General features: G+C 60.3%; 18 protein-coding genes. 15 read left to right on the top strand and 3 right to left on the bottom strand.

The genetic code is table 11. The features are described from left to right. Window positions 1–58 precede the first annotated feature (58 nt). The 4 genes from M516_RS0114160 (at window position 59) to M516_RS23495 (ending at window position 4,653) form a co-directional block, all read left to right on the top strand. The gene (locus M516_RS0114160) at window positions 59–685 is read left to right on the top strand and encodes a fumarylacetoacetate hydrolase family protein (RefSeq protein ID WP_029099722.1); all 627 of its coding nucleotides are present in this window, start codon (window positions 59–61) and stop codon (window positions 683–685) included. A gap of 273 nt (window positions 686–958) precedes the next feature. After that, on the top strand, window positions 959–1,867 hold the full coding sequence (locus M516_RS0114165; protein ID WP_029099723.1) for a C40 family peptidase: 909 nt from the start codon (window positions 959–961) through the stop codon (window positions 1,865–1,867). A 157-nt stretch (window positions 1,868–2,024) separates the two neighbouring features. Next, window positions 2,025–3,605: an acetate--CoA ligase gene (locus M516_RS0114170; RefSeq protein WP_029099724.1), complete on the top strand. Its 1,581-nt coding sequence runs from the start codon at window positions 2,025–2,027 to the stop codon at window positions 3,603–3,605. A 232-nt stretch (window positions 3,606–3,837) separates the two neighbouring features. Next, window positions 3,838–4,653 carry a transglycosylase domain-containing protein gene (locus M516_RS23495; protein ID WP_238550977.1) on the top strand — a complete coding sequence of 272 codons (816 nt, stop codon included), beginning with the start codon at window positions 3,838–3,840 and terminating at the stop codon, window positions 4,651–4,653. A 53-nt stretch (window positions 4,654–4,706) separates the two neighbouring features. On the opposite strand, the gene xerS is transcribed toward M516_RS23495, so the two are convergent. Continuing rightward, window positions 4,707–5,894 carry a tyrosine recombinase XerS gene (gene xerS, locus M516_RS23500; protein ID WP_081656546.1) on the bottom strand — a complete coding sequence of 396 codons (1,188 nt, stop codon included), beginning with the start codon at window positions 5,892–5,894 and terminating at the stop codon, window positions 4,707–4,709. Between the two features lie 172 nt (window positions 5,895–6,066). On the opposite strand from xerS, the gene M516_RS23505 reads away from it, so the two are divergent. The 3 genes from M516_RS23505 to M516_RS0114195 all read left to right on the top strand — a co-directional run bounded on the left by M516_RS23505 (window position 6,067) and on the right by M516_RS0114195 (window position 9,981). Beyond that, a complete protein-coding gene (locus M516_RS23505; RefSeq protein ID WP_051188221.1) occupies window positions 6,067–7,455 on the top strand; it encodes a HAMP domain-containing sensor histidine kinase in 1,389 nt (462 codons plus the stop codon). A 373-nt stretch (window positions 7,456–7,828) separates the two neighbouring features. After that, window positions 7,829–9,022 (top strand): glycine C-acetyltransferase, encoded by a 1,194-nt coding sequence (locus M516_RS0114190; RefSeq protein WP_029099725.1) that lies wholly within the window; start codon window positions 7,829–7,831, stop codon window positions 9,020–9,022. Further along, entirely contained in the window at window positions 9,019–9,981 is a 963-nt protein-coding gene (locus M516_RS0114195; RefSeq protein ID WP_029099726.1) for an L-threonine 3-dehydrogenase, read from the top strand. Before M516_RS0114190 ends, M516_RS0114195 begins: the two co-directional genes overlap by 4 nt. A gap of 212 nt (window positions 9,982–10,193) precedes the next feature. On the opposite strand, the gene M516_RS0114200 is transcribed toward M516_RS0114195, so the two are convergent. Further along, window positions 10,194–11,795, bottom strand: a complete 1,602-nt coding sequence (locus M516_RS0114200; RefSeq protein ID WP_029099727.1) for an S-layer homology domain-containing protein — start codon at window positions 11,793–11,795, stop codon at window positions 10,194–10,196. 212 nt (window positions 11,796–12,007) lie between these two features. On the opposite strand from M516_RS0114200, the gene M516_RS0114205 reads away from it, so the two are divergent. After that, a complete protein-coding gene (locus M516_RS0114205) occupies window positions 12,008–12,991 on the top strand; it encodes a YpdA family putative bacillithiol disulfide reductase (protein WP_029099728.1) in 984 nt (327 codons plus the stop codon). 76 nt (window positions 12,992–13,067) lie between these two features. On the opposite strand, the gene M516_RS0114210 is transcribed toward M516_RS0114205, so the two are convergent. Further along, a complete protein-coding gene (locus tag M516_RS0114210; RefSeq protein WP_029099729.1) occupies window positions 13,068–13,406 on the bottom strand; it encodes a histidine triad nucleotide-binding protein in 339 nt (112 codons plus the stop codon). Window positions 13,407–13,725: 319 nt separating this feature from the next. On the opposite strand from M516_RS0114210, the gene fdhF reads away from it, so the two are divergent. The 7 genes from fdhF to M516_RS23515 all read left to right on the top strand — a co-directional run bounded on the left by fdhF (window position 13,726) and on the right by M516_RS23515 (window position 23,698). After that, window positions 13,726–16,683: a formate dehydrogenase subunit alpha gene (fdhF, locus tag M516_RS0114215; RefSeq protein WP_029099730.1), complete on the top strand. Its 2,958-nt coding sequence runs from the start codon at window positions 13,726–13,728 to the stop codon at window positions 16,681–16,683. Further along, window positions 16,683–17,162 carry a helical membrane plugin domain-containing protein gene (locus tag M516_RS0114220; RefSeq protein ID WP_029099731.1) on the top strand — a complete coding sequence of 160 codons (480 nt, stop codon included), beginning with the start codon at window positions 16,683–16,685 and terminating at the stop codon, window positions 17,160–17,162. The genes fdhF and M516_RS0114220 overlap by 1 nt, the downstream gene beginning before the upstream one ends. Before the next feature lie 32 nt (window positions 17,163–17,194). Further along, a complete protein-coding gene (locus M516_RS23510; protein WP_051188222.1) occupies window positions 17,195–17,605 on the top strand; it encodes a Na-translocating system protein MpsC family protein in 411 nt (136 codons plus the stop codon). Between the two features lie 257 nt (window positions 17,606–17,862). Next, entirely contained in the window at window positions 17,863–19,545 is a 1,683-nt protein-coding gene (locus tag M516_RS0114230) for a multicopper oxidase family protein (RefSeq protein ID WP_081656547.1), read from the top strand. 87 nt (window positions 19,546–19,632) lie between these two features. Continuing rightward, a complete protein-coding gene (locus tag M516_RS0114235) occupies window positions 19,633–20,325 on the top strand; it encodes a response regulator transcription factor (RefSeq protein WP_029099733.1) in 693 nt (230 codons plus the stop codon). 378 nt (window positions 20,326–20,703) lie between these two features. After that, window positions 20,704–21,972 carry an exo-beta-N-acetylmuramidase NamZ family protein gene (locus tag M516_RS0114240; protein ID WP_035289742.1) on the top strand — a complete coding sequence of 423 codons (1,269 nt, stop codon included), beginning with the start codon at window positions 20,704–20,706 and terminating at the stop codon, window positions 21,970–21,972. A gap of 13 nt (window positions 21,973–21,985) precedes the next feature. Continuing rightward, entirely contained in the window at window positions 21,986–23,698 is a 1,713-nt protein-coding gene (locus M516_RS23515; protein ID WP_035289745.1) for a serine hydrolase domain-containing protein, read from the top strand. Window positions 23,699–23,709 lie beyond the last annotated feature (11 nt).

Consider the following 23,709-nt stretch of genomic DNA (forward strand, 5'->3'; position numbering starts at 1 on the left):
GCGTGATATAGTAAGGAGGAGAAGCCAGCACCAAAAGACAAAAAGGAGCGAAGAGGACATGGAACAGATCCGCAACATTTATTGCGTAGGGCGCAACTACCGTCTGCATGCGGCCGAACTGGGCAATGACGTGCCGGAGTTTCCGATGCTGTTCGGCAAGCCGACGCATGCGCTCGCTGCCGCAAACGGGCAGGAGCTGGAGCTTCCGGGCAGCCGCGGAGAGCTGCACTACGAGGCCGAACTGGTGATCCGCATCGCCCGTCCGTACGAACCGGGCCTGACGCTGGAGGAGATGGTGGATCGGATCGCCCTGGGGATTGACTTCACACTTCGGGATGTGCAGAGTGAACTGAAAAAGAAGGGACATCCCTGGCTGTTGGCCAAAGGATTCCGCAATTCCGCCGTCTTGACGGCGTTTCGGCCGTTTCCGGGGCTGGCGGCTTGTCACGCCACCGATTTTTCGCTGCAAAAAAACGGGGAAGAAGTCCAGCGGGGAAACATCCGCGACGTCATCTTTGACCTGATGACGATCATTCGCTACACGCACGAGCATTTTGGCGTGGGCGAAGGAGACGTGATTTACACGGGGACGCCGGCCGGTGTCGGTCCGGTAGCGGACGGCGACCGCTTCGCGCTGCTGTGGGGCGGCGAAACATGGGGGAGCTTTACGGCCAAGCTGGTGTAATATTGTGACATTGTGACAACCATGCAGCCATCTTTCTGCCTGTCTGTGGCAAAAGATGGCTGTTTTGCTGGTGCGAAAGGGCCCTGCCCAAATTTGGTTGTCCAACATGAAAAGCGGTGTGCGGCGCTGTCATTTCAAGCGATGTGCAGCCGGTTCCATGGTCCCGAATTCCGCATTGGAAAATTTTAAGGGCTTATCTGCCTGTTTCCTCCTGCGTTACCCTGTCCATGTACCCCTTGACCGGGATCACATCATGACAAGGAGGAAAAGAGGATGGCGAAACGAGATTGGATGATGAAGTCGACGATCGGCGTCTTGCTGAGTACGTCCCTGTTGCTGGGTGGTCAGGTCGGACAAGCGGCAGCGTATTCGCAAGATTCCGCCACGTCTGAAACGATTGCGCAGACTGCCAAATCACTGATCGGAAAAGATTACCAATACAGAGCGGAAGGACCGGATTCGTTTGGTTCCGCGCAGTTGGCGACCTATGTGTACGGACAGGCGGGTATTCGCATCGCCAATACGATGGCGGACCTGTATCGCGGCGGAACCGCAGTGGGCAGGGATGAACTGCAGGCGGGCGACCTGCTCTTCTTCTCGTCCAGCGGCAGCGGACAGCCGACGTTCATGGGCATTTACGTCGGAGACGGCCAGTTCGTCTATTCGTCCCAACGCGAGGATCAGGTCGTTCTCAAACCTCTCTCCGATTACGACGGCAAGTTTCTGGGGGCCCGCCGTTATGTCGAGACGGCGTCGGCCGCACCGACAGCGTCGAGCAGTAACGAGAGTGTCAGCAGCATCGCGGACCAGATCATCCGCATCGGCGAAAAGTACCTGGGGACGCCGTACAAGTTCGGTTCCAGCAAAAACACGACCCAGACGTTTGACTGTTCGTCGTTTACCCAGCGCGTGTTCAAGGAAGCGGGCATTACCCTGCCCCGCGATTCCCGCCAGCAGTCGACCGTCGGCAAAACCGTGTCCAAGAGCCAACTGAAAAAAGGAGATCTCATCTTCATGCGCAGCTCCGGCAGCAGTTCGAACCGGATCACGCACGTGGCAATTTACGCGGGGGACGGAAAAATCCTGCACACCTACGGCAAGCCGGGTGTCACGTACTCCACGTTCTTTGGCACCAATTGGGAAAAACGCGTCGTCACGATCAAACGCGTCATCCCGGAATAACGAGTGGACAGGCTTGGCTCTCGCGCGGCGGCGCGGGAGCTTTCTTCTCTTTCCAGGGAGATCGTTGGCCACAAAAAAGTCGAATGATTTACCAAAGAGGGAAAATTGAAAAAACGGAGAACATACCCTATATACCTGATGGAATGGGGGAATGTTCATGCAGCTTCAAATGCCGGAGCGTTACAATTTTGCCGCTCAGGTGGACGAGTGGGCCAACCGCCACCCGGACAAGCCGGCCGTGTGGGAAGTTACCGGTGACGGTCAGGAAAGCGTCGTCTCGTACGGCGAACTGCGCCGTTTTTCCAACCGGATCGCCAACGGATTGCAGTCGCTCGGGATTTCCCGGGGGGACAAGGTCCTGGTGCTCGTCCCGCGAGGCAAGGAAGCGTACGGGCTGTACCTGGGGCTGCTCAAGCTGGGGGCGGTGATCATCCCCGGTTCCGAGATGCTGCGCGGCAGAGATATCGAATACCGCGTCAATCACGCGCCGGCCAAGGCCGTGATCGGCTTTGACGGCATCGTGGAGGAAGTGGACGGGATTCGCGGCCAATGTCCGTCGCTGCAAGCCTTTCTCACCATCGGCGGGGCGCGCGAAGGCTGGATTGCCCTGACTGAACTTTTGGGCGAGCAATCCGATGAATTCGTCTGCGCCGATACGCGTTCGGACGAGCTGGCCTTTTTGTCGTACACGTCGGGCACCACCGGCGGTCCCAAGGGCGTGATGCACGTGCACGGCTGGCCGTATGCCCACCTGGAAGTCGCCGGCAAGCTGTGGCTGGATGTGCGTGAAGAGGACCTCGTATGGGCGACCGCCGGACCCGGCTGGGCCAAATGGGTGTGGAGCCCGTTCGTCTCCACGCTGGGCATGGGCGCGACCGCATTCGTGTACAAGGGACGCTTCGACCCGCTCGCGTATCTCGCGCTGATGCAGCAGTACCCCATTACCGTCCTCTGTGCCACGCCGACCGAGTATCGGCTGATGGCCAAAGTCTCCGGTCTGGAACAATACAAGCTGCAGGCGCTGCGCACGGCATGCTCCGCCGGCGAACCGCTCAACCGGGAAGTGATCGACACCTTCCGCCGGGTCTTTTCCATCACCGTGCGCGACGGATACGGCCAGACGGAAAACACGCTCCTGATCGGGACGTTTGCCGGCATGGATCCCAAGCCCGGCTCGATGGGCCGCCCCTCTCCCGTCGTCCGCGTGGCCATCGTCGACGAAGAGGGGAACGAGCTGCCCCAGGGCGAAGTGGGGGACATCGCCATCGACCGCGGGATGATCGCCCTGTTCAAGGGCTATCTGAACGATCCGGAGCGCACGGCCCGGGCGTTTCGCGGCAATTGGTACGTCACCGGCGACCAGGGACGCATGGACGAGGACGGCTACATCTGGTTCGAAGGCCGCTCCGACGACATCATCATCTCCGGCGGATACACGATCGGTCCGTTTGAAGTGGAGGACGCCCTGGTCAAGCATCCGGCGGTGGCGGAATGCGCCGCTGTCGCCAGTCCGGACCCCGAACGGGGCCACGTTGTCAAGGCGTTCGTCGTGCTGAAACAGGGAGCCGCGCCGTCCGATGCGCTGGTCAGCGAGCTGCAGGAACATGTCAAGAAACTGACCGCCCCCTATAAATACCCGCGCAAGATCGAATTCGTCGCGGACCTGCCCAAGACCACGTCCGGCAAAATCCGCCGCGTCGAGCTTCGGCAGAGGGAAAGCAACCAGATGCGCACGTGACAGCGGCCGCACATCCATCCACCCGCAGCAGGTCCGAAAGCCAGCATGGCCGGACCTGTTTTGCGTTGTTGCGTTTGTTCATGGATCGGCGATTTCCGACGCCCATGCCGGAGTGGACGCCAAACCGGCAAACGGCAGATTACGAAATTGTAAGGTTTCTGTAAGCGGAATCGATGGGAAGCAGGGACCGCCCCCCGTAGAATGAAGGGGAAGTAAGCAGAAGGGGGCGACCATGATGAATCGGCTTTCCCTGTCGACCGCGGACACCCCACCGTTTTCCTGCCGACAACGAAGCGATCGCGTCCGTTTCCTGGCCGCTTGGAAAAAATGGGTGGCCGCGCTGGCCCTGGTCGTCATCTGCGCGACGTACCTGGGGCCGCTCCTGCTGTCGTTTGTGGGGAGGGTCTGGATCGACGACGACCGGTTGAATCAACTGCACGCCGGCACCGCCGCCGGCTACGTCCGCATCGACGAGATGCCCGACTACGTCTGGAAGGCGTTTGTCGCCATCGAGGACCACCGCTTTATGCAGCACGACGGCGTCGATCCGGTGGCCCTGGCGCGGGCGCTCTGGGTTGACCTGCAGGCGGGTGCCTATGTGCAGGGGGGCAGCACGATCACGATGCAGCTCGCCCGCAATCTGTTTTTGTCCCACGATAAGACGCTCCTGCGCAAGCTGAAGGAGATCGCCGTCGCCGCCGAGTTGGAGCGGCGCTACAGCAAGCGGGACCTGCTGGAGATGTACCTCAACGTGATCTACTTCGGCCAGGGCCGTTACGGGATCGGCAGTGCGGCCGACCTGTACTTTGGCAAAGGCGGCGAAAAGGGAATCCGAACGCTCACCGTGGGAGAGGCCGCCCTCTTGGCGTCGCTGCCCAAGTCGCCGGAAGCGTACTCCCCGCTCAAGCATTGGGAGAAGGCCAGGCAGCGTCAGCAGGTTGTGCTGGAGCGGATGGCCGCCCTGCACATGATCAGCGAAACGGAGAAGAACAAGGCCATCTCCGAACCCATCTCGCTGAACAGGCAGGCGCAGTCTGCCGCTTACTGAGAACTGGGGCTATCTGCATAACGCCGTAGACCGGGGACGTTTCCCGGCTTTTTTTATGTAGGAGCCCCGGGGGGTTCGTCCATCGGATCGTGCGCCTCTTTCGGTTCGGGGGAGACGGCGCCCAACGTGCGGGTCGTCCGGTTGACCGCTTCGCTCAAGGCATCCTCCAGCACATGGGCGTACTGCATCGTCGTTTCCAGCTTGGAGTGGCCCAACTGCGCCTGAAGCTGGTGCGGATCGGGGTTAAGCCGGAGGAACTGGGTGGCAAAACTGTGCCGCAGCTTGTGAACGGACAGGTCGGGTATGCCGAACGCCTGGGCGTATTTCTTCACCAGCTTCTGCACGGAGCGCACCTCGATCCGGTGGCCGTGCGGTTTGGTGGGAGAGACGGCGAGAAACACCGCCTGTTCCCCCTCGGCCGGGCGATACTTGCTCCTCACCTGCAGGTAGCGCTGCAGGTGCTCCTTTCCCCAGTCGCTGAAAAACGGCGCGTCTTCCTTTTTCCCTTTGCGCACCATTTTGAGCTGGTTTTTTTCCAGCACCACGTCCGACAGGTTGAGGTTGACGATTTCCGAAACGCGAAACCCGCCGGACAGGATCAGGGCGATGATCGCCGCGTCCCGATCGCGGTTCTGGTAATGGTACTGTTGTTTTTTGGTGGTCGTGCAGTGGGCCAGATACCCGTTGTAGACAAAGTCGACGAACTGGTGAATCTCCCCGTCGATCAAAATCTTGGCGCGCATGGCGTGAGCGCGGGCGAGCGGCGTGAGTTCATCCGCCTCCACCTCGATTTTGGCCATGACGTTGCGGGTGAGGTAGGATTCGCCGTTTTCGTCTTCCGCCAACGATGCCAAATAGTGGAACAGCGACTTCAGGCTGGAGATCTTTCGCTTGATCGTCTGGTCGCTGTACTCCCGGCGGGAGCTGCGCGTGGGCTTGTCCAGCAGGGCGGCCCGCTCGTAGAGGTGGGATTCCTGCAGGTAGAGGATGTAGCTCTCCACGGTCTCCTTTTTCAAGTCGTTCAGCGCTTGCAGCGGAATCTCCTTCATCTCCGCCGCGTCGGTCAAGCCCTCGGCCATCATCCAGCGAAAAAAGAAGGCGAAGTCGCGCAAATACCCCAACAGCGTGGAAGGGGAGTGTTTTTTCGCTTTCTTGTGCTCCACAAACTTTTCCACGTACCAGGGAAACGAAGGGATGGTCTGCAGGAGCTGCAGAGCGTCACGCTGTTTGGTCACGGACATGTTCACACCACCATTCTCTACTTCAATGTTGCCAAGACCAATGATACCGAACATATATTCTAGCAAAAAGGCGAATGGTTGAGAATCCGCCTTTTTGGTAGACTGTAACCGAACAGGAAGAGGGGTCGCCTGGTACGCGCGGGCGGACACAGCAAGGAACGGGGAGATGGACATGAAGCGGATCTGGATGAAACTGGCGCTGGCGTTCATGGCGGTCGGGGCGAGCGGCATACTGATGTCCGCCCTGTTTTCCATAAAAGAAATGGAGATTCATTTTTCCATGTACGTGAACGAAGTGCGGGAACAGCAGCACCGCGACCTCGTCGCCGCCTCCAGGGAATCCTACAGCATCGACAACGGATGGGGAAAGAGCGCGGATGTTCAGTTGGACGCCGTCTCCCGCGTCCTGGGCGTGGAGGTGCTGCTGTACGACCGTGAACAGCGCCTGATCAAACGCTACGACAACCATCCGTCGTTTCGGCAGGCCGACGCGGTGGAAAAACTGCCCGTGACGTTGGACGGACACGTCGTCGGCTATCTCGGCGTCCGCCGCTATGAGGAGTCTCCGATGCGCGGCGTGGAGGCCCATTTCCGTCAGGCGCACGCAAGCGCCATGTTGTGGACGATGCTGGTCCTGCTGGGCCTGGTCGTGCTGGTCAGCGTCAGCGTGGCCCGGACGATGACCAGACCGCTCGTGCGCATCAGCCGGGCGGCGCTGGATGCGGCGAGAGGGAAGCTGTCCGTGCGCGTGCCGCCGTTGCGGGGAAACGACGAACTGGCCGACCTGGTCGACTCGTTTAACCACCTGATCGCCAGTCTGGAGCGGCAGGAAGAACTGCGCAAACGGCTCACGTCCGACATCGCCCACGAGCTGCGGACGCCGCTCAATACCCTGCTGGCGCAGACGGAAGGCATGATCGACGGCGTTTGGGAAGCGTCGCCGGAGCACCTGGAAGCGACGCGGGCCGAAGTGCTGCGGCTCATCCGGCTGGTCAGCGATCTGGATCAGGCGATCCGGGCGGAGTCGGGCGTTTTGGAGATGGAGAGCAGACCGCTGGACCTGAGCGACGTGGCGGAAACGACCGCCGATTCGATGAGCGCTGCGTTTGCGAAAAAAGGGGTGGCGCTGGAGAAGCGCCTGAGGACTCGGGCGATGATCGCAGGCGACCGGCAGCGGCTGGGCCAGGTGTTTGCCAACCTGCTGTCTAATGCCCTGAAGCATACGCCGCCGGGGGGACGGGTGAGCATCGAGGTACACAAGACCGGAGATGACGTCCATGCCGTCGTGAAGGACAGCGGCAGCGGGATTTCGGCTGAGGACCTGCCGCATGTGTTCGAACGCTTTTACCGGGGAGACCGCTCCCGCAACCGCGAACGGGGCGGCGCGGGTCTGGGGCTGACGATCGTGAAAGGCATCGTCGAAGCCCATCGGGGCGAGATCCGCATCGACAGCGAACCGGGGGCGGGGACGACGGTGACGATTCGCTTTCCGGCCTTGCCCCATGCGGATCGCGGGGGTGACGGGCAGGACAGCGAATCAAACGGGAACGGAAGAGCGTGAAGGGGATGGCCGCCTGGGCGCTGAAGTGTGTTTGCCAATCGTAGTGCGCCAGGTCGCAGCGGTAACCGCAGCCCGATTCGGCAGCAGCCGATCGGGGCAGCGGTTTTTTGCTTGCCCGAAAAGACTAAATGTGCCGCGGGCAGGGAATGGTAAGCATACTGCACCGACATGATACCGCTTTCTTTGTTGTCTTTGCCATATGGACATTTTGTGAAAACGATGATATGTTTGTAGGAAAGAGTATTGATTTATTGCTTTTTTCAAACGGATGATACGTCTTTTCCACGAGGACATTTGTACATCGGATTGCGACTTTTCTGGAGAAATCGGATGGTCCGTCGCGGAAAGGTGATTTGGTCGGGAGGGATCTATCTTGGCAAGCAAAGTGTTGGAACAGTTTCTTCACGAGAATTTGGCCGACTTGAAAAGCAAAGGGTTGTACAACGTGATCGACCCCCTGCAAAGCGCAAACGGCCCCGTCATTACCATCGCCGGAAAAGAACTGATCAACCTGTCGTCCAACAACTATCTGGGGTTGGCCACGGACCAGCGCTTGATCGACGCCGCGGTCAAGGCGGCCCAAACGTACGGCGTCGGCGCAGGTGCGGTGCGGACGATCAACGGCACGCTGGAGCTGCACGTCCGGCTGGAAGAAAAGCTGGCCGCTTTCAAGCACACGGAAGCCGCCATCGCCTATCAATCCGGTTTTAACTGCAACATGGCCGCAATCTCCGCCGTCATGGACAAGGACGACGCGATCCTGTCCGACGAACTGAACCACGCGTCCATTATTGACGGCTGCCGGCTGTCCAAGGCGCAGATCATCCGGTTCAACCACTCCGACATCGACGACCTGCGGGCCAAGGCCAAGGAAGCGAAAGAATCGGGCAAATACAAAAAGATCATGGTGATCACCGACGGCGTCTTCTCCATGGACGGCGATATTGCCAAGCTGCCGGAAATCGTCGAGGTGGCGGAAGAGTTCGACCTGATCACCTACGTCGACGACGCGCACGGCTCCGGGGTTCTCGGCAACGGCGCGGGCACGGTCAAGCATTTCGGCCTGTCGGATAAGATCGACTTCCAGATCGGGACACTCTCCAAGGCGATCGGCGTGGTCGGCGGATACGTGGCGGGCCGCAAGGAACTGATCGACTGGCTGAAGGTGCGCTCTCGACCGTTCCTGTTCTCCACGGCGCTGACGCCGGCAGACGTGGCGGCCTGCATCGCTGCCATCGACATCCTGCAAAACAGCACGGAACTGCAGGATCGCCTGTGGGAAAACGGCAACTACCTGAAGAACGGCCTGAAAGCGCTGGGCTTCGACATCGGGCACAGCGAGACGCCGATCACCCCCTGCATCATCGGCGACGAACAGCAGACCCAGGAATTCAGCAGACGGCTGTATGAAGCGGGCGTCTACGCGAAAGCGATCGTCTTCCCGACGGTGCCGAGAGGAACGGGGCGGGTGCGCAACATGCCGACGGCCGCCCACACGAAAGAAATGCTTGACCGCGCGTTGGACATCTACGAAAAAGTGGGCAAGGAAATGGGGATTTTGCAATGAAGAGGATACTGATTACCGGGGCCCTGGGACAAATCGGCTCCGAACTCACCATGAAACTGCGCGACGTCTACGGAGCAGACAACGTCATCGCCACCGACATCCGACAGCCGGAAGACAACCCGGTGGTGCAGTCCGGCCCGTTCGCCATCCTGGACGTGATGGATGCCAAGGCCATGTTTGAGCTGGCCCGCACGCACAAGGTGGATACGATCATCCACCTGGCCGCGCTGCTCTCCGCCACGGCGGAGGCCAAGCCGCTCCTGGCCTGGAACCTCAACATGGGCGGGCTGGTCAACGCGCTGGAGGTGGCCCGCGAGCTGAACTGCCAGTTCTTTACGCCCAGCTCCATCGGCGCGTTCGGCCCGACCACGCCGAAAGACAACACGCCGCAGGACACCATTCAGCGGCCGACGACCATGTACGGCGTGAACAAGGTGTCCGGCGAGCTGCTGTGCGACTACTACTTCCACAAGTTTGGCGTCGACACCCGCGGCGTCCGTTTTCCCGGACTGATCTCGTACGTCACGCCGCCGGGCGGGGGCACGACCGACTACGCGGTGGAGATTTACTACGAAGCGATCCGACGCGGCTCCTATACCTCCTACATCGCCAAGGGGACGTACATGGACATGATGTACATGCCGGACGCGTTGAACGCGATCATTGCGCTGATGGAGGCCGATCCGGCCAAATTGAAGCACCGCAACGCGTTTAACGTCACGGCGATGAGCGTGGAGCCGGAACAGATCGCCGCCGCGATCCGCAAGCACATGCCCGAATTTACGCTGGACTATCAGGTAGACCCGGTGCGCCAGGCGATCGCGGAAAGTTGGCCCAACTCCATCGACGCGTCCGCTGCCCGGGAAGAGTGGGGCTTCAAGGCGGAGTACGATCTGGAGAAGATGACCGAAGACATGCTGGCCAAGCTGCGCGGCAAGCTGCTTCAGGAAATCGGCTGAGCGAGCGGCGTGGGCGTGTGGTCGCGACGAGCTGCATGACGAGTGGATGTTTGCAGTGGGATACGGCCATCTGCCTCATTGCCTGACGGAGAAAGAAAAAAGGACAATCTTTCCGATAAAAAACAGCGGCTGTCCGATTCACGGACAGCCGCTTTTCCTGCTGCTTGCTTTTCGTTCACCAATATCTTTCTACCGTACAGTACCCTTTGCCGTTACAAGCGGACCTTTTCTCTGACCTGCTGCAGGGTAAACGCGTTGGACACCGCTGTCCAGATATCCGGCACCGGCGCCCCCACGTACCAAAACGCGAACCCGGCCACCGGCCAGTTCAGACTGGTCTCCAGTTTTCGTCCGATGGAACGGCTCTCTTCCATCCAGATGGAGTGCGAAACGCCGTTTTTCCGATAGCTTACCCGGTACTGACCGAGCGTGGAATCCCAGCGGACGCTCGCGCCGCTGCCGGCGGCCAGCCGGTAGGATTCGGGAATCGTCAGGTCGGTGGAGAGCCATTTTCCGTTCGCCTGATACCAATCCCGCGTGTAGAGCGGCAGACCCACGATCAGCTTCCCGGCCGGGACCCGTCCAATCAGTCCGGAGATGCTGTCGGCCAGCCACGGCAGGGAGGAGACGGAACCGGCTGTCGGACCGCCGCTCCAATGCTCTTCGTACGCCATCAGCACCAGGTAATCGGCATGTTGGGCCAATGCCGCATAGTCGTAGGGATCGCTCCAGTCACTGCGCAAATCGCGCGGCACGTCGACGGAGACGACCGCTCCCTTTGCATGCAGGGCGGCCGAGAGTTCGCGGACAAACGCGGTGAAGGCGTTCCGGTCATTCGGATCCATGTTTTCAAAGTCGATGTTGATCCCGTCCAGTTGGTACTTCTCGACGAGCGCGGCCAGCTTGTCCACGATGGCGTCCCGCTTGGCCGGGGCCGACAGGGCCTCGTGTGTCGCCTTCGCGTCAAAGCGGTTGCCGAACAGCGCCCACACCCGCTTCCCTTTTTCGTGTGCCCACTGGACGAGGGCAGGATCGGCGGAATCGGATACGGACCCGTCCGGATCCAGAAAGAACCAGCGGGGCGAGAGCGTGTTGACCGCAGAGCCGTTCACCAGTTGGAGAAATTCCTGGGTGGTCGTCTGGTACTGCCAGCCGAGGACGACGGGAGGCTTGGCCGACTGTTTGTCCAGACGCGTCAGCACCCGATGCAGGATGACGGCTGTCTCTTCCCTGCTGAGCGGGTCAGTGGGGCGGAAGTACCCCGCGTAGCCGACCAGCAGCTCGGTCTTGAGCGCTTCGCTGACGTACGGTTGGGCCCACGCCGATATCCGGGAGGAATCGGCGACGGGGAGGCTCGCCGTCCCGTTCGGCTTTGTGCCCAACGCCCGCATGATGATGACGGCCGCTTCCTGGCGGGTGAGCGTCCGATTCGGCGCGAAGGTCGTCACGCTGGTGCCGCTGACGATGCCCAAGGCGGCGGAAGCCTGCACGTCGCCGTAGGCCCAGGCGTATTTTGGCACGTCCGTGTAGGCCTGAATCTGGCTGGAGACGGGGCGGATTCCCAGCGTGCGGTTCAGCAACGCGACGAACTCCGCCCGTTTGACGGGCTGGTGGGGGTGAAAATAGCCGTCGGGGTCGCCGACAATCACGCCGGCCTGAACCAGCGACAGGATCTGCTCTTCCGCATAGCTGTCGGAAATGTCCCGCAGCGGCATGGTTTTGGCTGTCGACGCGGGCACCGCGACGGTCAGGAACAGGAGGGAAACGATCCACAGAAAAGATAGACATGTCATATGTACGTTTGTTTTTCGCATAGATGTACTCTCTCAAATTGTCAATGTTTTTGCGCGAGACCAGTCACATCCAGTGTAAAGGGAACCATTCGCACTTTCATCGCTTAAATTCTGGAAGCAGAATGAAATCATGGAAATTCGATGCACATTCCGGTCTTTTCTCTGTGAACGGGTATGGTATCATGGAAATACGCCTGCCAGAACGTGAGGAAGGAAAAGGAAGGAACGAGGATATGGAACAGGTGATCATCATCGGAGCCGGACCGTGCGGATTGGCGGCGGCGGTGGAATGCAAGCGGGCGGGGATCGACCCGCTGCTGATCGAAAAAGGGCCGCTGGTCAATTCCATCTACCGGTATCCGACGTACATGATTTTTCACAGCACGCCGGAGCTGCTGGAGATCGGCGACATTCCGTTTACCACGGCCAATGAAAAGCCGACCAGACTGGAAGCGCTCAACTACTACCGGCTGGTGGCGTCCCGAAATGACCTGCGCGTCCGCTGCTACGAGACCGTGACGGCGGCGGAGCGGACGGAGGTCGGGTTTCGGCTGACGACCGTCGACCGGTTTCAGACGGTGAAGACGTATGAGTGCCGCCGCTTGATCATCGCCACCGGCTATTTTGACAACCCCAACCGGTTGGGCGTACCGGGCGAGGATCTGCCAAAAGTCTCGTCGTTTTACAAGGAAGCCCACCCGTATAGCGGGATGAAAGTGGCGGTCGTCGGCGGCAACAACTCGGCGGTGGACGCCGCCCTGGAGCTGGAGCGGGCGGGAGCCGACGTGACCGTGATTTGCCGCAAGCCGCAGCTGTCCGACCACGTCAAGGCGTGGACGCGCCCCGTGTTTGAAAGCATGGTGCAGAAAGGGCGGATTCGCATTCTCTACGAAGCGACCGTGCAGGCCATCACGGAGCGGGAAGTGCTGGTGCGGCAAGGGGAAAAAACGCTCACGCTGGAAAACGACTTCGTCTTCTCGCTGATCGGGTTCCGGCCCGACCGGTCACTGCTGCACGCCCTGGGAGGGAAGACCGACCCCGAAAGCGGCGTGCCCGTACACGATCCCGAGACGATGGAGACCAATGTTCCCGGTCTCTACATCGCCGGCGTGATCGCCTCCGGCCACCACGCCAACGCCATCTTCATCGAGAACGGCCGCTTTCACGGCAAGCTGATCGCCCGCCACCTGGCCGGTCAGCTCCGATCCGAGGGGTGAGCGAAAAAAGACAACGCGCCCTTGCAGCGAAGGGCGAACGTTGTCTTTTTCTTTCGTCTCGACGGTCTTTGGCCGCTTACATCGTCCACTGAAGCTGACGGCCGCCGATCACGTGGTAGTGGATGTGAAAAACGGTCTGCTGGCCGTGCTTGCCGACGTTGGTGACGACGCGGAATCCGTCCTGGCTCACGCCGGTCAGCTCGGCCACCTTTTGCAGCCCCAGGTGCAGGTGGCCGATCAGCTCCTTGTCTTCCGGCTGAATCTCCATCAGCGAGGTGATGTGTTTCTTCGGGATGACCACCACATGCACCGGCGCGATCGGATTGATGTCGTGAAACGCCAGGATGCGATCGTCCTCGTATACCTTTTTCGATGGCAGCTCTCCCTTTACGATCTTGCAAAAAATGCAGTCCATTGCGGCATCCTTCCTTTTTATCGGGTTTCTCCTACGGATGACATTCGCCATAAACATGCCGTTTCCTGTCGGGAGGAGACCGCGTGTAAGCGTTTTTACCTTGCAATATTCCCCCATTTGGTTATAATGAAAGTGGGAAGTTCATCGATGCTTGCGGGAATGCACACATTTCTGGCACATCCTGGCTTCTCATCTTTTTATGGCGGGATTGATAACTGGTACGAAAATGCTAAGTATTAACCCACCATAAAACAGCTTGAGCGCTTTTTTGCAGGCGCGGGTTGTTTTATGGTGGGTTTTTTGCTGCAGAGGAGGAACCATGGAACAGAAAACAGTGCGATTTCAATTGAACGGTGAGGTCCACGAGGCCAAAGAAGGCACCCGCATCCTGGACTACATGCTGGAGAACGGGATCGAACATCCGCACATCTGTTATTCGCCGGTGTTGGGGCCGATTCAGAGCTGCGACACCTGTATGTGCGAGATCGACGGCAAGATCATGCGCGCCTGCTCCACGACGATCACGGAAGGCATGAACATCCAGAGCGCATCCGCCCGTGCCCGCGCCGCCCAGATGGAAGCGATGGACCGGGTGCTGGAAAACCACATGCTGTACTGTACGGTGTGCGACAACAACAACGGAAACTGCCGCGTGCACAACACCACGGAACTCCTGCACGTGGAGCATCAGAGCCGTCCGTTCCGGGAAAAAGGGTACGAAGTGGACATGTCCCACCCGTTTTACCGCTACGATCCCAACCAGTGCATTCTGTGCGGACGCTGCGTCGAGGTGTGTCAGGACCTGCAGGTGAACGAAACGCTGACCATCGACTGGGCGCGGGATATGCCGCGGGTCATCTGGGACGACGACAAGCCGATCAACGAGTCGTCCTGCGTCTCGTGCGGACAGTGCGTCACCGTATGCCCGTGCAACGCGCTGATGGAGAAGTCGATGCTGGGCGAAGCGGGGTTCATGACCGGCCTGGACAAAGACCTGCTCAATCCGATGATCGATCTGGTCAAGGAAGTGGAGCCGGGCTACGGCAGCATCATGGCCATTTCCGAAATCGAAGCGGCCATGCGCGAGACCCGCACGAAGAAGACCAAGACGGTATGCACGTTCTGCGGGGTGGGCTGTTCGTTTGAAGTGTGGACGAAAGGACGCCAGATTTTGAAAATTGAACCGACGGAAGACGCGCCGGTCAACAGCGTCTCCACGTGCGTCAAAGGCAAGTTCGGCTGGGATTTTGTCAACAGCGACCAGCGCCTGACCACGCCGCTGATCCGCAGAGGGGACGAATTCGTTCCGGCGAGCTGGGACGAGGCTCTCACGCTGATCGCCGAGAAGATGGGAGCGATCAAGCAAACGTATGGCGGCAGCGCGCTCGGCTTCATCAGTTCGTCCAAGACGACCAACGAGGAAGCGTACCTGATGCAGAAGCTGGCCCGTCAGGTATTTGAAACCAACAACGTGGACAACTGTGCTCGTTACTGTCAGACGCCGGCTTCAGACGGACTGATGGCCACCGTGGGCATTGGCGGTGACTCCGGCACGATCAAGGACATCGCATCCGCTGGATTGGTGATCATTGTCGGAGCCAACCCGGCAGAGGGGCACCCGGTGCTTGCGACCCGCATCAAACGGGCGAAGAAGCTGCACGGCCAGAAACTGATCGTCTCCGATCTGCGCAAGCATGAGATGGCGGAACGCTCCGACCTGTTCCTGCATCCGCGGCAGGGGACGGACTTCGTCTGGATCACGGCTGTGGCCAAGTACATCATCGACCAGGGCTGGCACGACGAAGCCTTTATCAAGGCCCGCGTGAACAACTACGAAGAGTTCCTGGCGCATGTGGAAAAATACACGCTGGACTATGCGGAAGAGGTGACCGGCATCCCGAAGGAGCAGCTCATCAAAGCCGCCACGATGATTCACGAAGCGGACGGCACGTGCGTGCTGTGGGGAATGGGCGTGACGCAGAACATCGCCGGATCGCACACCTCCATGGCGATCGCCAACCTGCTCCTGATCACCGGCAACTTCGGCCGTCCGGGCGCGGGCGCGTATCCGCTGCGCGGCCACAACAACGTGCAGGGCACCTGCGACATGGGGGCGCTGCCCAGCTTCCTGCCGGGATATCAGAGCGTCAAAGATGACGTGGCCCGGAAGCGGTTTGAACACGCATACGGCGTCGCCATTTCCAGCGAGCCGGGTCTGACCAGCATTCAAATGGTGGAAGCGATCGGAAAAGGCACGCTGAAAGCGATGTACGTGATGGGCGAAGACATGGCCTGGGTGGATTCCAACTCCAACCACGTCCAGGACATGCTGAGCCAACTGGAGTTCTTCGTCGTACAGGACGTCTTTTTCACCAAGACGGCCCAGTTTGCCGACGTGATTCTGCCGGCCGCGCCGTCTCTCGAAAAGGAAGGGACGTTTACCAATACGGAGCGCCGCATTCAGCGTCTGTACCAGGTGTTTGAACCGCTTGGGGAGTCCAAGCCGGACTGGTGGATCATTCAGGAAGTCGCCAAGCGGATGGGCTTCGACTGGAACTACAGCCACCCGGGCGAAATCATGGACGAAATCGCCTCGCTCACGCCGTTTTTCGCCGGCGTCTCCTACGATCGCCTGGAAGGCTGGAACAGCCTGGTGTGGCCGGTTCACCCGGATGGAACGGACGAACCGCTTCTCTACAAGGAGCGCTTCAACTTCCCGGACGGACGGGCGCGCTTGTCGCTGGTGGATTACGTGCCGCCGGTCGAATATCCGGCGGAATTTGACCTCGTCGTCAACAACGGCCGGATGCTGGAACATTTCCACGAGGGCAACTTGACGGACAAATCTTCAGGCATCAAGTACAAGGTGCCGGACGTCTTCGTCGAGGTGTCGCCGGAGCTGGCCCGCGAACGCGGCATCAAGGACGGCACGCTGGTCCGCCTGGTGTCCCCGTACGGCGCGATCAGGCTGCGGGCGGTGGTCACCGATCGCGTCCAAGGCAAGGAACTGTTTGTCCCGATGCACTCCGCCAGCCACGAAAACGCGATCAACATCCTGACCGGCAACGCCGTGGACGTGCGGACGCAGACCCCGGCCTACAAGCAGGCCAAGGTGCGCATGGAAATCCTCGAACGGGACGGGGAAAATCCGCTGCCGAGGTACAATCCGCGCTACGCCAAGCGCAACCCGCAGTTGGGCGTGCAGGTGGAACGCAAATGGGCGCGCAGCGACTACGAGCCCATCGCTGATGTCAATGTGGCAGGAGGTGCGCAATAATGGCGAAACCGACAACCAAGATCGTGCGTCCCGTGCTCACCGAAGCGGAAAAGCAGGCGCAGGCGCTGGAGCAGGTGAAACAGGATGCGGCGCAGCACGCGGAAGGCATCCGCGAAGCGCTGAAACTGCTGCAGGAACTGCACGACAGCGGGATCCTGGAGGCGCTGAAGTCGCTGCTCGAAGCCAAGGAAAAGGTGGCCAAGATCGCCGTGGGCCAACTGCTTCGCCCGCCCGTCACCAACTCGATCAACAACGCGATGGCGGTGGCCGAAGCCCTGTCGGAAATCGAGCCGGACATGACCAAAAAGCTGGTCGGCAGTCTGGTCCAAGGGCTGCAGCAGGCCAAGGAGGGGCTCGAACAGGAAAGCAAAGTGGGCCTGTTCGATCTGGTCAGAGCGCTGCAGGACCCTGACATCAACCGGGCGATCGGCTTCGGCCTCAACCTGTTGAAAGGCATGGGGCAAGGATTGAAAGAATAGCGGCAAGAGCCGGCCGGAAACGTGGTGATTCGGTGACCAGACGTGTGGAACATGAATTCAGCATGCTCGTACGCGAGATTCGCAAGGAATATGTGGGCAGCGGCCCGCAGCAGATCCGGACGCGCTTTGTGGGCCAGTGGGCCATCACCGAGATGAACGGCAACTTGACCGACGTGGAGAAGTGGATGATGGACTCGAATGAGGGCCGGCGCATGATCCATGAGACGAGAACGAAAATGGTCAAAGACATTTACAAACATGCCGAGGTGGTCAAGAAACTGGAAACCCTGGTCAACGCGAAACTGGTGACCCTGTTTGCGGACATCAACCTGGAGAACGATGTCGCGATCACGGTGTTCGTGTTTGACCGGGACATCCAGTCCGGCGCACGTTGGTCTGCCGGTTCGTCGGCGTCCCGGCGAACGTCCGCGGGCTTCCCGTAATCCCGCTCTCCGGGAGCATGCGGCCGCGTCTGTATCCAGTCTGGATGTGGGCGCGGCCTTTTTTTGTCCGTGCAACTTTTTGGGTGCGTACAATCAGCATGTCGGCCGCGCAGCGGCCTCGTCTGCTTATCCGCCGCCCTTTTGGGAAACGATGAGACAGGAAGAAGGCGGGCGTCTCCATAATCTCTTCACGATGTTTTGCTACCATCGGAACGGAGACAGAGCAGAAGGAGGAATTCACGGTGAAGCGAAAAATAATGCTCGGCGCGGCTGGAGCGGTCATTCTCGCCGCCCTGGCGGTTGGGGTTTTTCTCAACGGCAACGACAGCGGGACACGCGCGCATGCCCAATACATGGCAGAGCCCGTCGTCACGCAGGAAAACGGCAGGACCGTGCGCAGCTTTGAACTGGTTGCGAAGGAAGCGGACTGGCCGTTGTCCGCGGACAAAACGGTGCGCGTCTGGGCGTACAACGGCGTCGTCCCCGGAAGCCAGATCCGGGCAAAAGTGGGCGACGTCATTCGCGTCACACTGAAAAACGAGCTGGCGGAGCCCACCAGCATTCACTGGCACGGGTATCCGGTGCCCAACGGCATGGACGGCATCCCCGGCATTACGCAAAACGCGGTGAGACCGGGCGAGACGTTTACCTACGAGTTTGAAGCGACCGTCCCCGGCACGTACTGGTACCATTCCCACCAGGACAGCGCCAACCAGGTGGATCGCGGCCTGTACGGCACATTGGTGGTGGAGGAAAAAGAGGAGCAAGGGGTGCAGCGCGACTACACGCTGGTCCTGGACGAGTGGAACACGGCAGCGCTCCAGGGAGGCGGCACGGATCACGGCGGCATGAACCACGGCCAGCCGGACCCGGGCAGGGCGGACATGTCCAGCATGAGCCACGGCAATATGAATCACGGCAGCATCAGCGTCCCCCACGTGGATCACGGCCACATGGGCATGGCCGGCGGGAACGGCGGCACCATGTCCCACGGAACTCATGGAAGCGGCTCCGCTGCCGAAGGGACGCCGGGAACAGGGATGGCGCCGGGGGCTATGCACGACCGGATGATGCGGGAGATGTACACGACCTTTACCGTCAACGGCAAAAGCGGAGCGGCGATTGAACCGCTGGAAGTGGCCAAGGGGGAACGCGTCCGCCTGCGCTTTGTCAACGCCGGCTTCCAGAGCCATGTGATTCATCTGCACGGCCAGGTGTACGCCATCGTCAGCACCGACGGGCAGTCGATTCAGGAGCCGCCGATGGTCAAGGACCGCCCGTTCACGATCGCTCCCGGAGAGCGGTATGACGTGGAGTTTGTCGCCCATGCGGACAGCGACTGGGTCATCGAGAGCCATGACGAAAGCGACGCGGCCAGGCAAATGGTCATTCCCGTCAAGGTAAAAGGCGGGAAGGCCGACAGCCAAGCCGCAGCGGACACCGTCAAGGCGGAGCCTGTCGACATCGCCGGGTACGGCCAGGCGGGCGGCGGTGCGTTCGACCTGTCGATGACGTACGATGTGGAGTACCGGATGGAGCTGGGCGAAACCATGGGCAGGGACGGCATGGAGCCGCTCTTTACGATCAACGGCCGGACCTATCCGGACATCAAGCCGCTCCAGGTAAAACCGGGGGACAAGGTAAAAGTGACGCTGGTCAACAAGGGCTCTTCCGATCATCCGATGCACCTGCACGGCCACTTCTTCCAGGTGCTCAGCAGGAATGGAAAGCCGCTGACCGGCTCTCCGCTGATGAAGGATACGCTGAATGTGAAACCGGGCGAATCGTACGTGGTGGCGTTCGCAGCGGACAATCCCGGCGAGTGGATGTTCCACTGCCACGATCTGCACCACGCGGCAGCCGGCATGGTCTCCACCGTGCAGTACGAGGGATCACCGAAATTCGTGGAAGATTCCGCTGTCGGCAACAACCCCCATTGAATCTCCGAGCGCGTCCCGGGGCACCGCCCTCTGGGGCGCGTCGGCTGTGAAAAGCTCACGACAAACCATCCGATGGAGGCAAACGTCATGGCGACCATCCTGATCGTGGACGATGAACCGCAGATTGTGGACATTCTCTCGTCCTATCTGCAGAAAGACGGCTATCACGTGATCACCGCCACGAACGGCAAAGACGCGCTGGAGCTGGCTGCGGGCGGCCAGCTCGACCTGATCATCCTGGACCTGATGCTTCCCGATATCAGCGGGGAGGAGGTTTGCGGCCGCATTCGCCGCGAATCCCGCGTGCCGATCCTGATGCTGACGGCCAAAAGCGGCGAATCGGACCGGGTCACCGGACTGGAGATCGGTGCCGACGACTACCTGGTCAAGCCGTTCAGCCCGCGGGAGCTGGTCGCGCGGGTTCGGGCCATCCTGCGCCGGGTGGGGGATTTTCAGTCGCTCTCCGATCGGATCGAGATCGGGGACCTGGTTGTCTCCCTGCGGGAAAAGCGCGTGCAGAAACAGGGAATGACCGTGGAGCTGACCCCCAGTGAATACCGGCTGTTGACCACGCTGATCCGCCATCCGGGGCGAACCTGGACGCGCGAGGAGCTGGTCGAGGAGGTGCTGGGAATGGATTTTGACGGGTACGACCGGACCATCGACACCCACGTGAAAAATCTGCGCCACAAACTGGAAGACGATCCCAAGCGTCCGGAATACATAAAAACCGTATACGGAGTGGGGTACCGATTTGACACGCCGGCCAAAGAGCGCTGAACCGGTGATCGGTCCGCTTTCCTTTCCCGTTCCCGACGACGAGACCGGCCTCGGCCGGAAACTGCGACATCACGGGGGCAGGTTTCGAAACCGCGAAACGGAAGCCTTCCCCCTCCCCAACCACCCTAGCCAAAAGGAACTAGGCGCATAGACAGGGAAACTTTTGACGAAAATGAACAAATATGGGAAGTAATTCCCGAGAAAAAAGACAGGCCAGCCTTTATGATTAGGATAGACTTACAGAATTTTCTGACACCAACAAACCAACACAGAGAGGGGGACGCAGGGAATCAAGAGGGTTTTGCGACGGGGTGAAAGCGAATATCGCTCCTTCATCCGTTCACAGGCGATTGGCACTACGTTCAAAAACATGAGGTGATGCTGTTGAAACCCATCCGCTGGTCGATGCTTCTTTTGTCACTGGCGCTCCTGGGCACCATGACCGTGGCGGGAGCGGCCGCCCCCGGATTTGCAAAGGAAAAGCCCAACGGCCGCAGCGTCCAGACAGGCATCGAGGTGCTGCTTGACAATCCGGAGCTGGTAAAAGGAAAAAAAGTGGGGCTGATCACCAACCCAACCGGCGTCACCAGCAACCTGACGCATGACGTCGATGCCCTGCTGGCCAAAAAGGTGAACCTGGTGGCCGTCTACGGGCCGGAGCACGGCATTCGCGGGACGGAACAGGCCGGTTCGGCGCCCGGCACCTACGAAGACCCGAAAACGGGGCTGCCGTTTTACAATCTGTACGACAAGTCGCCGGAAGAGATCGCGCCGCTGTTTCGGGATGTGGATGTCGTCCTGTTTGACATCCAGGACGTCGGCTCCCGATTCTACACGTACATATCGACCATGGCGTACGCGATGAAAGCGGCGGCATTGGAGAACAAGCCGTTCATCGTGCTGGACAGACCCAACCCGATCGGCGGGGAAAAAGTGGAGGGACCTGTACTCGAGCCCGGTTACGAATCGTTTGTCGGGATCTATCCCATCCCCATCCGCCACGGTATGACCGTGGGGGAACTGGCCATGCTGTTTAACGATCGGTATCTGGAAAAGGAGATCGGGAAAAAGGCGGATCTCACGGTCGTGAAGATGAAAGGCTGGAAACGGGACATGTGGTATGACGAAACGGGCCTTCCCTGGGTACTGCCTTCCCCCAACATGCCGACGGTGGAGACGGCGGCGGTCTATCCGGGAAATTGTCTGTTCGAAGCGACCAACCTTTCCGAAGGCCGGGGAACGACGCGGCCGTTTGAATTGATCGGCGCGCCGTACATCAAGGCATGGGAGCTGGCCGACCGGATGAATGCGCTCCGTCTGCCCGGCGTCAGCTTCCGCGAGGCGTATTTCAACCCGACGTTTTCCAAGCACGCGGGCAAGAATGTCGGCGGGCTGCAGGTATACGTGACCGACCGGGACAAGTACGACCCCGTTCACACCGCCCTCTCCATCATCGCGGAAGTAAAAGCCCTGTATCCGGACGACTTCGCCTGGAGAACCGACAATTGGATCGACAAGCTGACGGGATCGGACAAGGTCCGCAAGGCGATGGACGTGGGCACGCCTGTCGACGCGATCGTCAAAGCGTGGCAGGAGGAATTGGAAGCATTCAAGAAACTGCGCAAGTCCTATCTGCTCTACCACTAGGGAGGAGAAGACGATGAACCAACGCGCCGCAATGATTGGACTCTGCGTCTGCTTGTCTTGGGGAGCGGTCTTTCTGCCGACCGCCGCGGCCAAACACGGCGACGGCGAGTCGTCGGCAATGGAAGCGCAGGAAAAAAAGACGAAGCCTGTCAAGCACCCGCTGTCCCATCCCTGGGACAAACCCGGCCGGTCCTCCGGCAGCCTGCATCCGGGAACGCCTGCAGCCGCAGGGATGACGCCTGCGCCGTTGGGAGAAATCGACTCGTTCATCGAGTCGGCGATCCACGACGGCGTGATGCCGGGCGCGGTCGTGCTCATCGCCAGACGCGGGGTGATTGTCAAGGAACAGGCGTATGGCCATGCCGCCCGCTACGCCGACGACGGGAGGACCTTGCTGGACCAGCCGGTCGCGATGCGGACGGACACCCTCTTTGACCTGGCGTCGATCAGCAAGCTGTTCACCTCCACCGCCGTCATGCAGCTCCATGAACAAGGGCTGTTCCAACTGGATGATCCGGTGGCCAGGTACATCCCGGCATTTGCGGAAAACGGCAAGGACACGGTAACCATCCGACAGCTCTTGACCCATACCTCCGGATTTGAACCGTTCATTCCCCTGTACACGATGGGGAACAGCCGGGAAGAGCGGCTGGAGATCGTCTTTCGCCATCCCCTTGTCAACAAACCGGGCAGCGCGTACGTCTACAGCGATCTCAACCTGATCACGCTGGGGGCGTTGGTGGAGAAGCTGAGCGGCCAGCGCCTGGACGAATACGTCCGCGATCACATCACGAAGCCCCTGCGCATGACGGATACGATGTACAATCCGCCCGAGAGCCTGAAGAAACGGACGGCGGCGACGGAGTACCAGCCCTGGACAAACCGGGAACTGGTCTGGGGACAGGTCCATGACGAAAACGCCTGGGCGCTGGACGGCGTCGCCGGGCACGCCGGGGTGTTCAGCACCGCCCGTGATCTGGCTGTCTTTGCGCAGATGATGCTCAACGGCGGCACCTACGGCGGAAAGCGGATTTTGTCCAAAAAATCGGTGGAGCTGATGACGGAAAACCAGATTCCGGAGTTCCCCGGCGACGACCACGGACTCGGCTGGGAGCTGAACCAGGGCTGGTACATGGACGCGCTGGGCGACAGCCGGACCATGGGGCATACCGGCTACACCGGCACGTCGATGGTCGTCAGTCCCAACAACGAAACGATCTGCATCGTGCTGACCAACCGCGTTCATCCCACCCGCAACACCGTCTCCACCAACCCGGTTCGCCGGGGAGTCGCCCGGCTGGCGGCGCTGGCGATACCGGTGGACCTGCCCGGCAAGGAAGGGGCCTGGTTTGCGGGGGCAGGCGATGATCTGGAAAACACATTGACCGCGGAGACCGATTTGCCGGAAGGAGGAACCCTGACGTTTGACACCTGGTACCGGATCGAAAACGAGAGCGACTATGGCCATGTGGAAGCGTCAGCGGACGGCGAGCATTGGACGGAAGTGGGGAGCGCGCTTACCGGCGAAGGCGACTGGCAGACGGTCACGTGGCAGCTTCCCGCTGGTACGGAACAGGTCCGGTTCCGCTACGCCACCGATCCCAGCGTGAACGGCCGGGGCTGGTATGTGCAGCACCCGTCCATCGCCGACCCGTCCGGCAAGCCGGTGAAGGCCGTCTGGAACCCGCAAGGCTGGTCGTACGAAGGCAAAAACAGGGGGAGATAATCGTGGATCAC

Origin of the sequence: Brevibacillus thermoruber 423, assembly GCF_000454065.1 — a bacterium.
GTDB lineage: Bacteria > Bacillota > Bacilli > Brevibacillales > Brevibacillaceae > Brevibacillus > Brevibacillus thermoruber.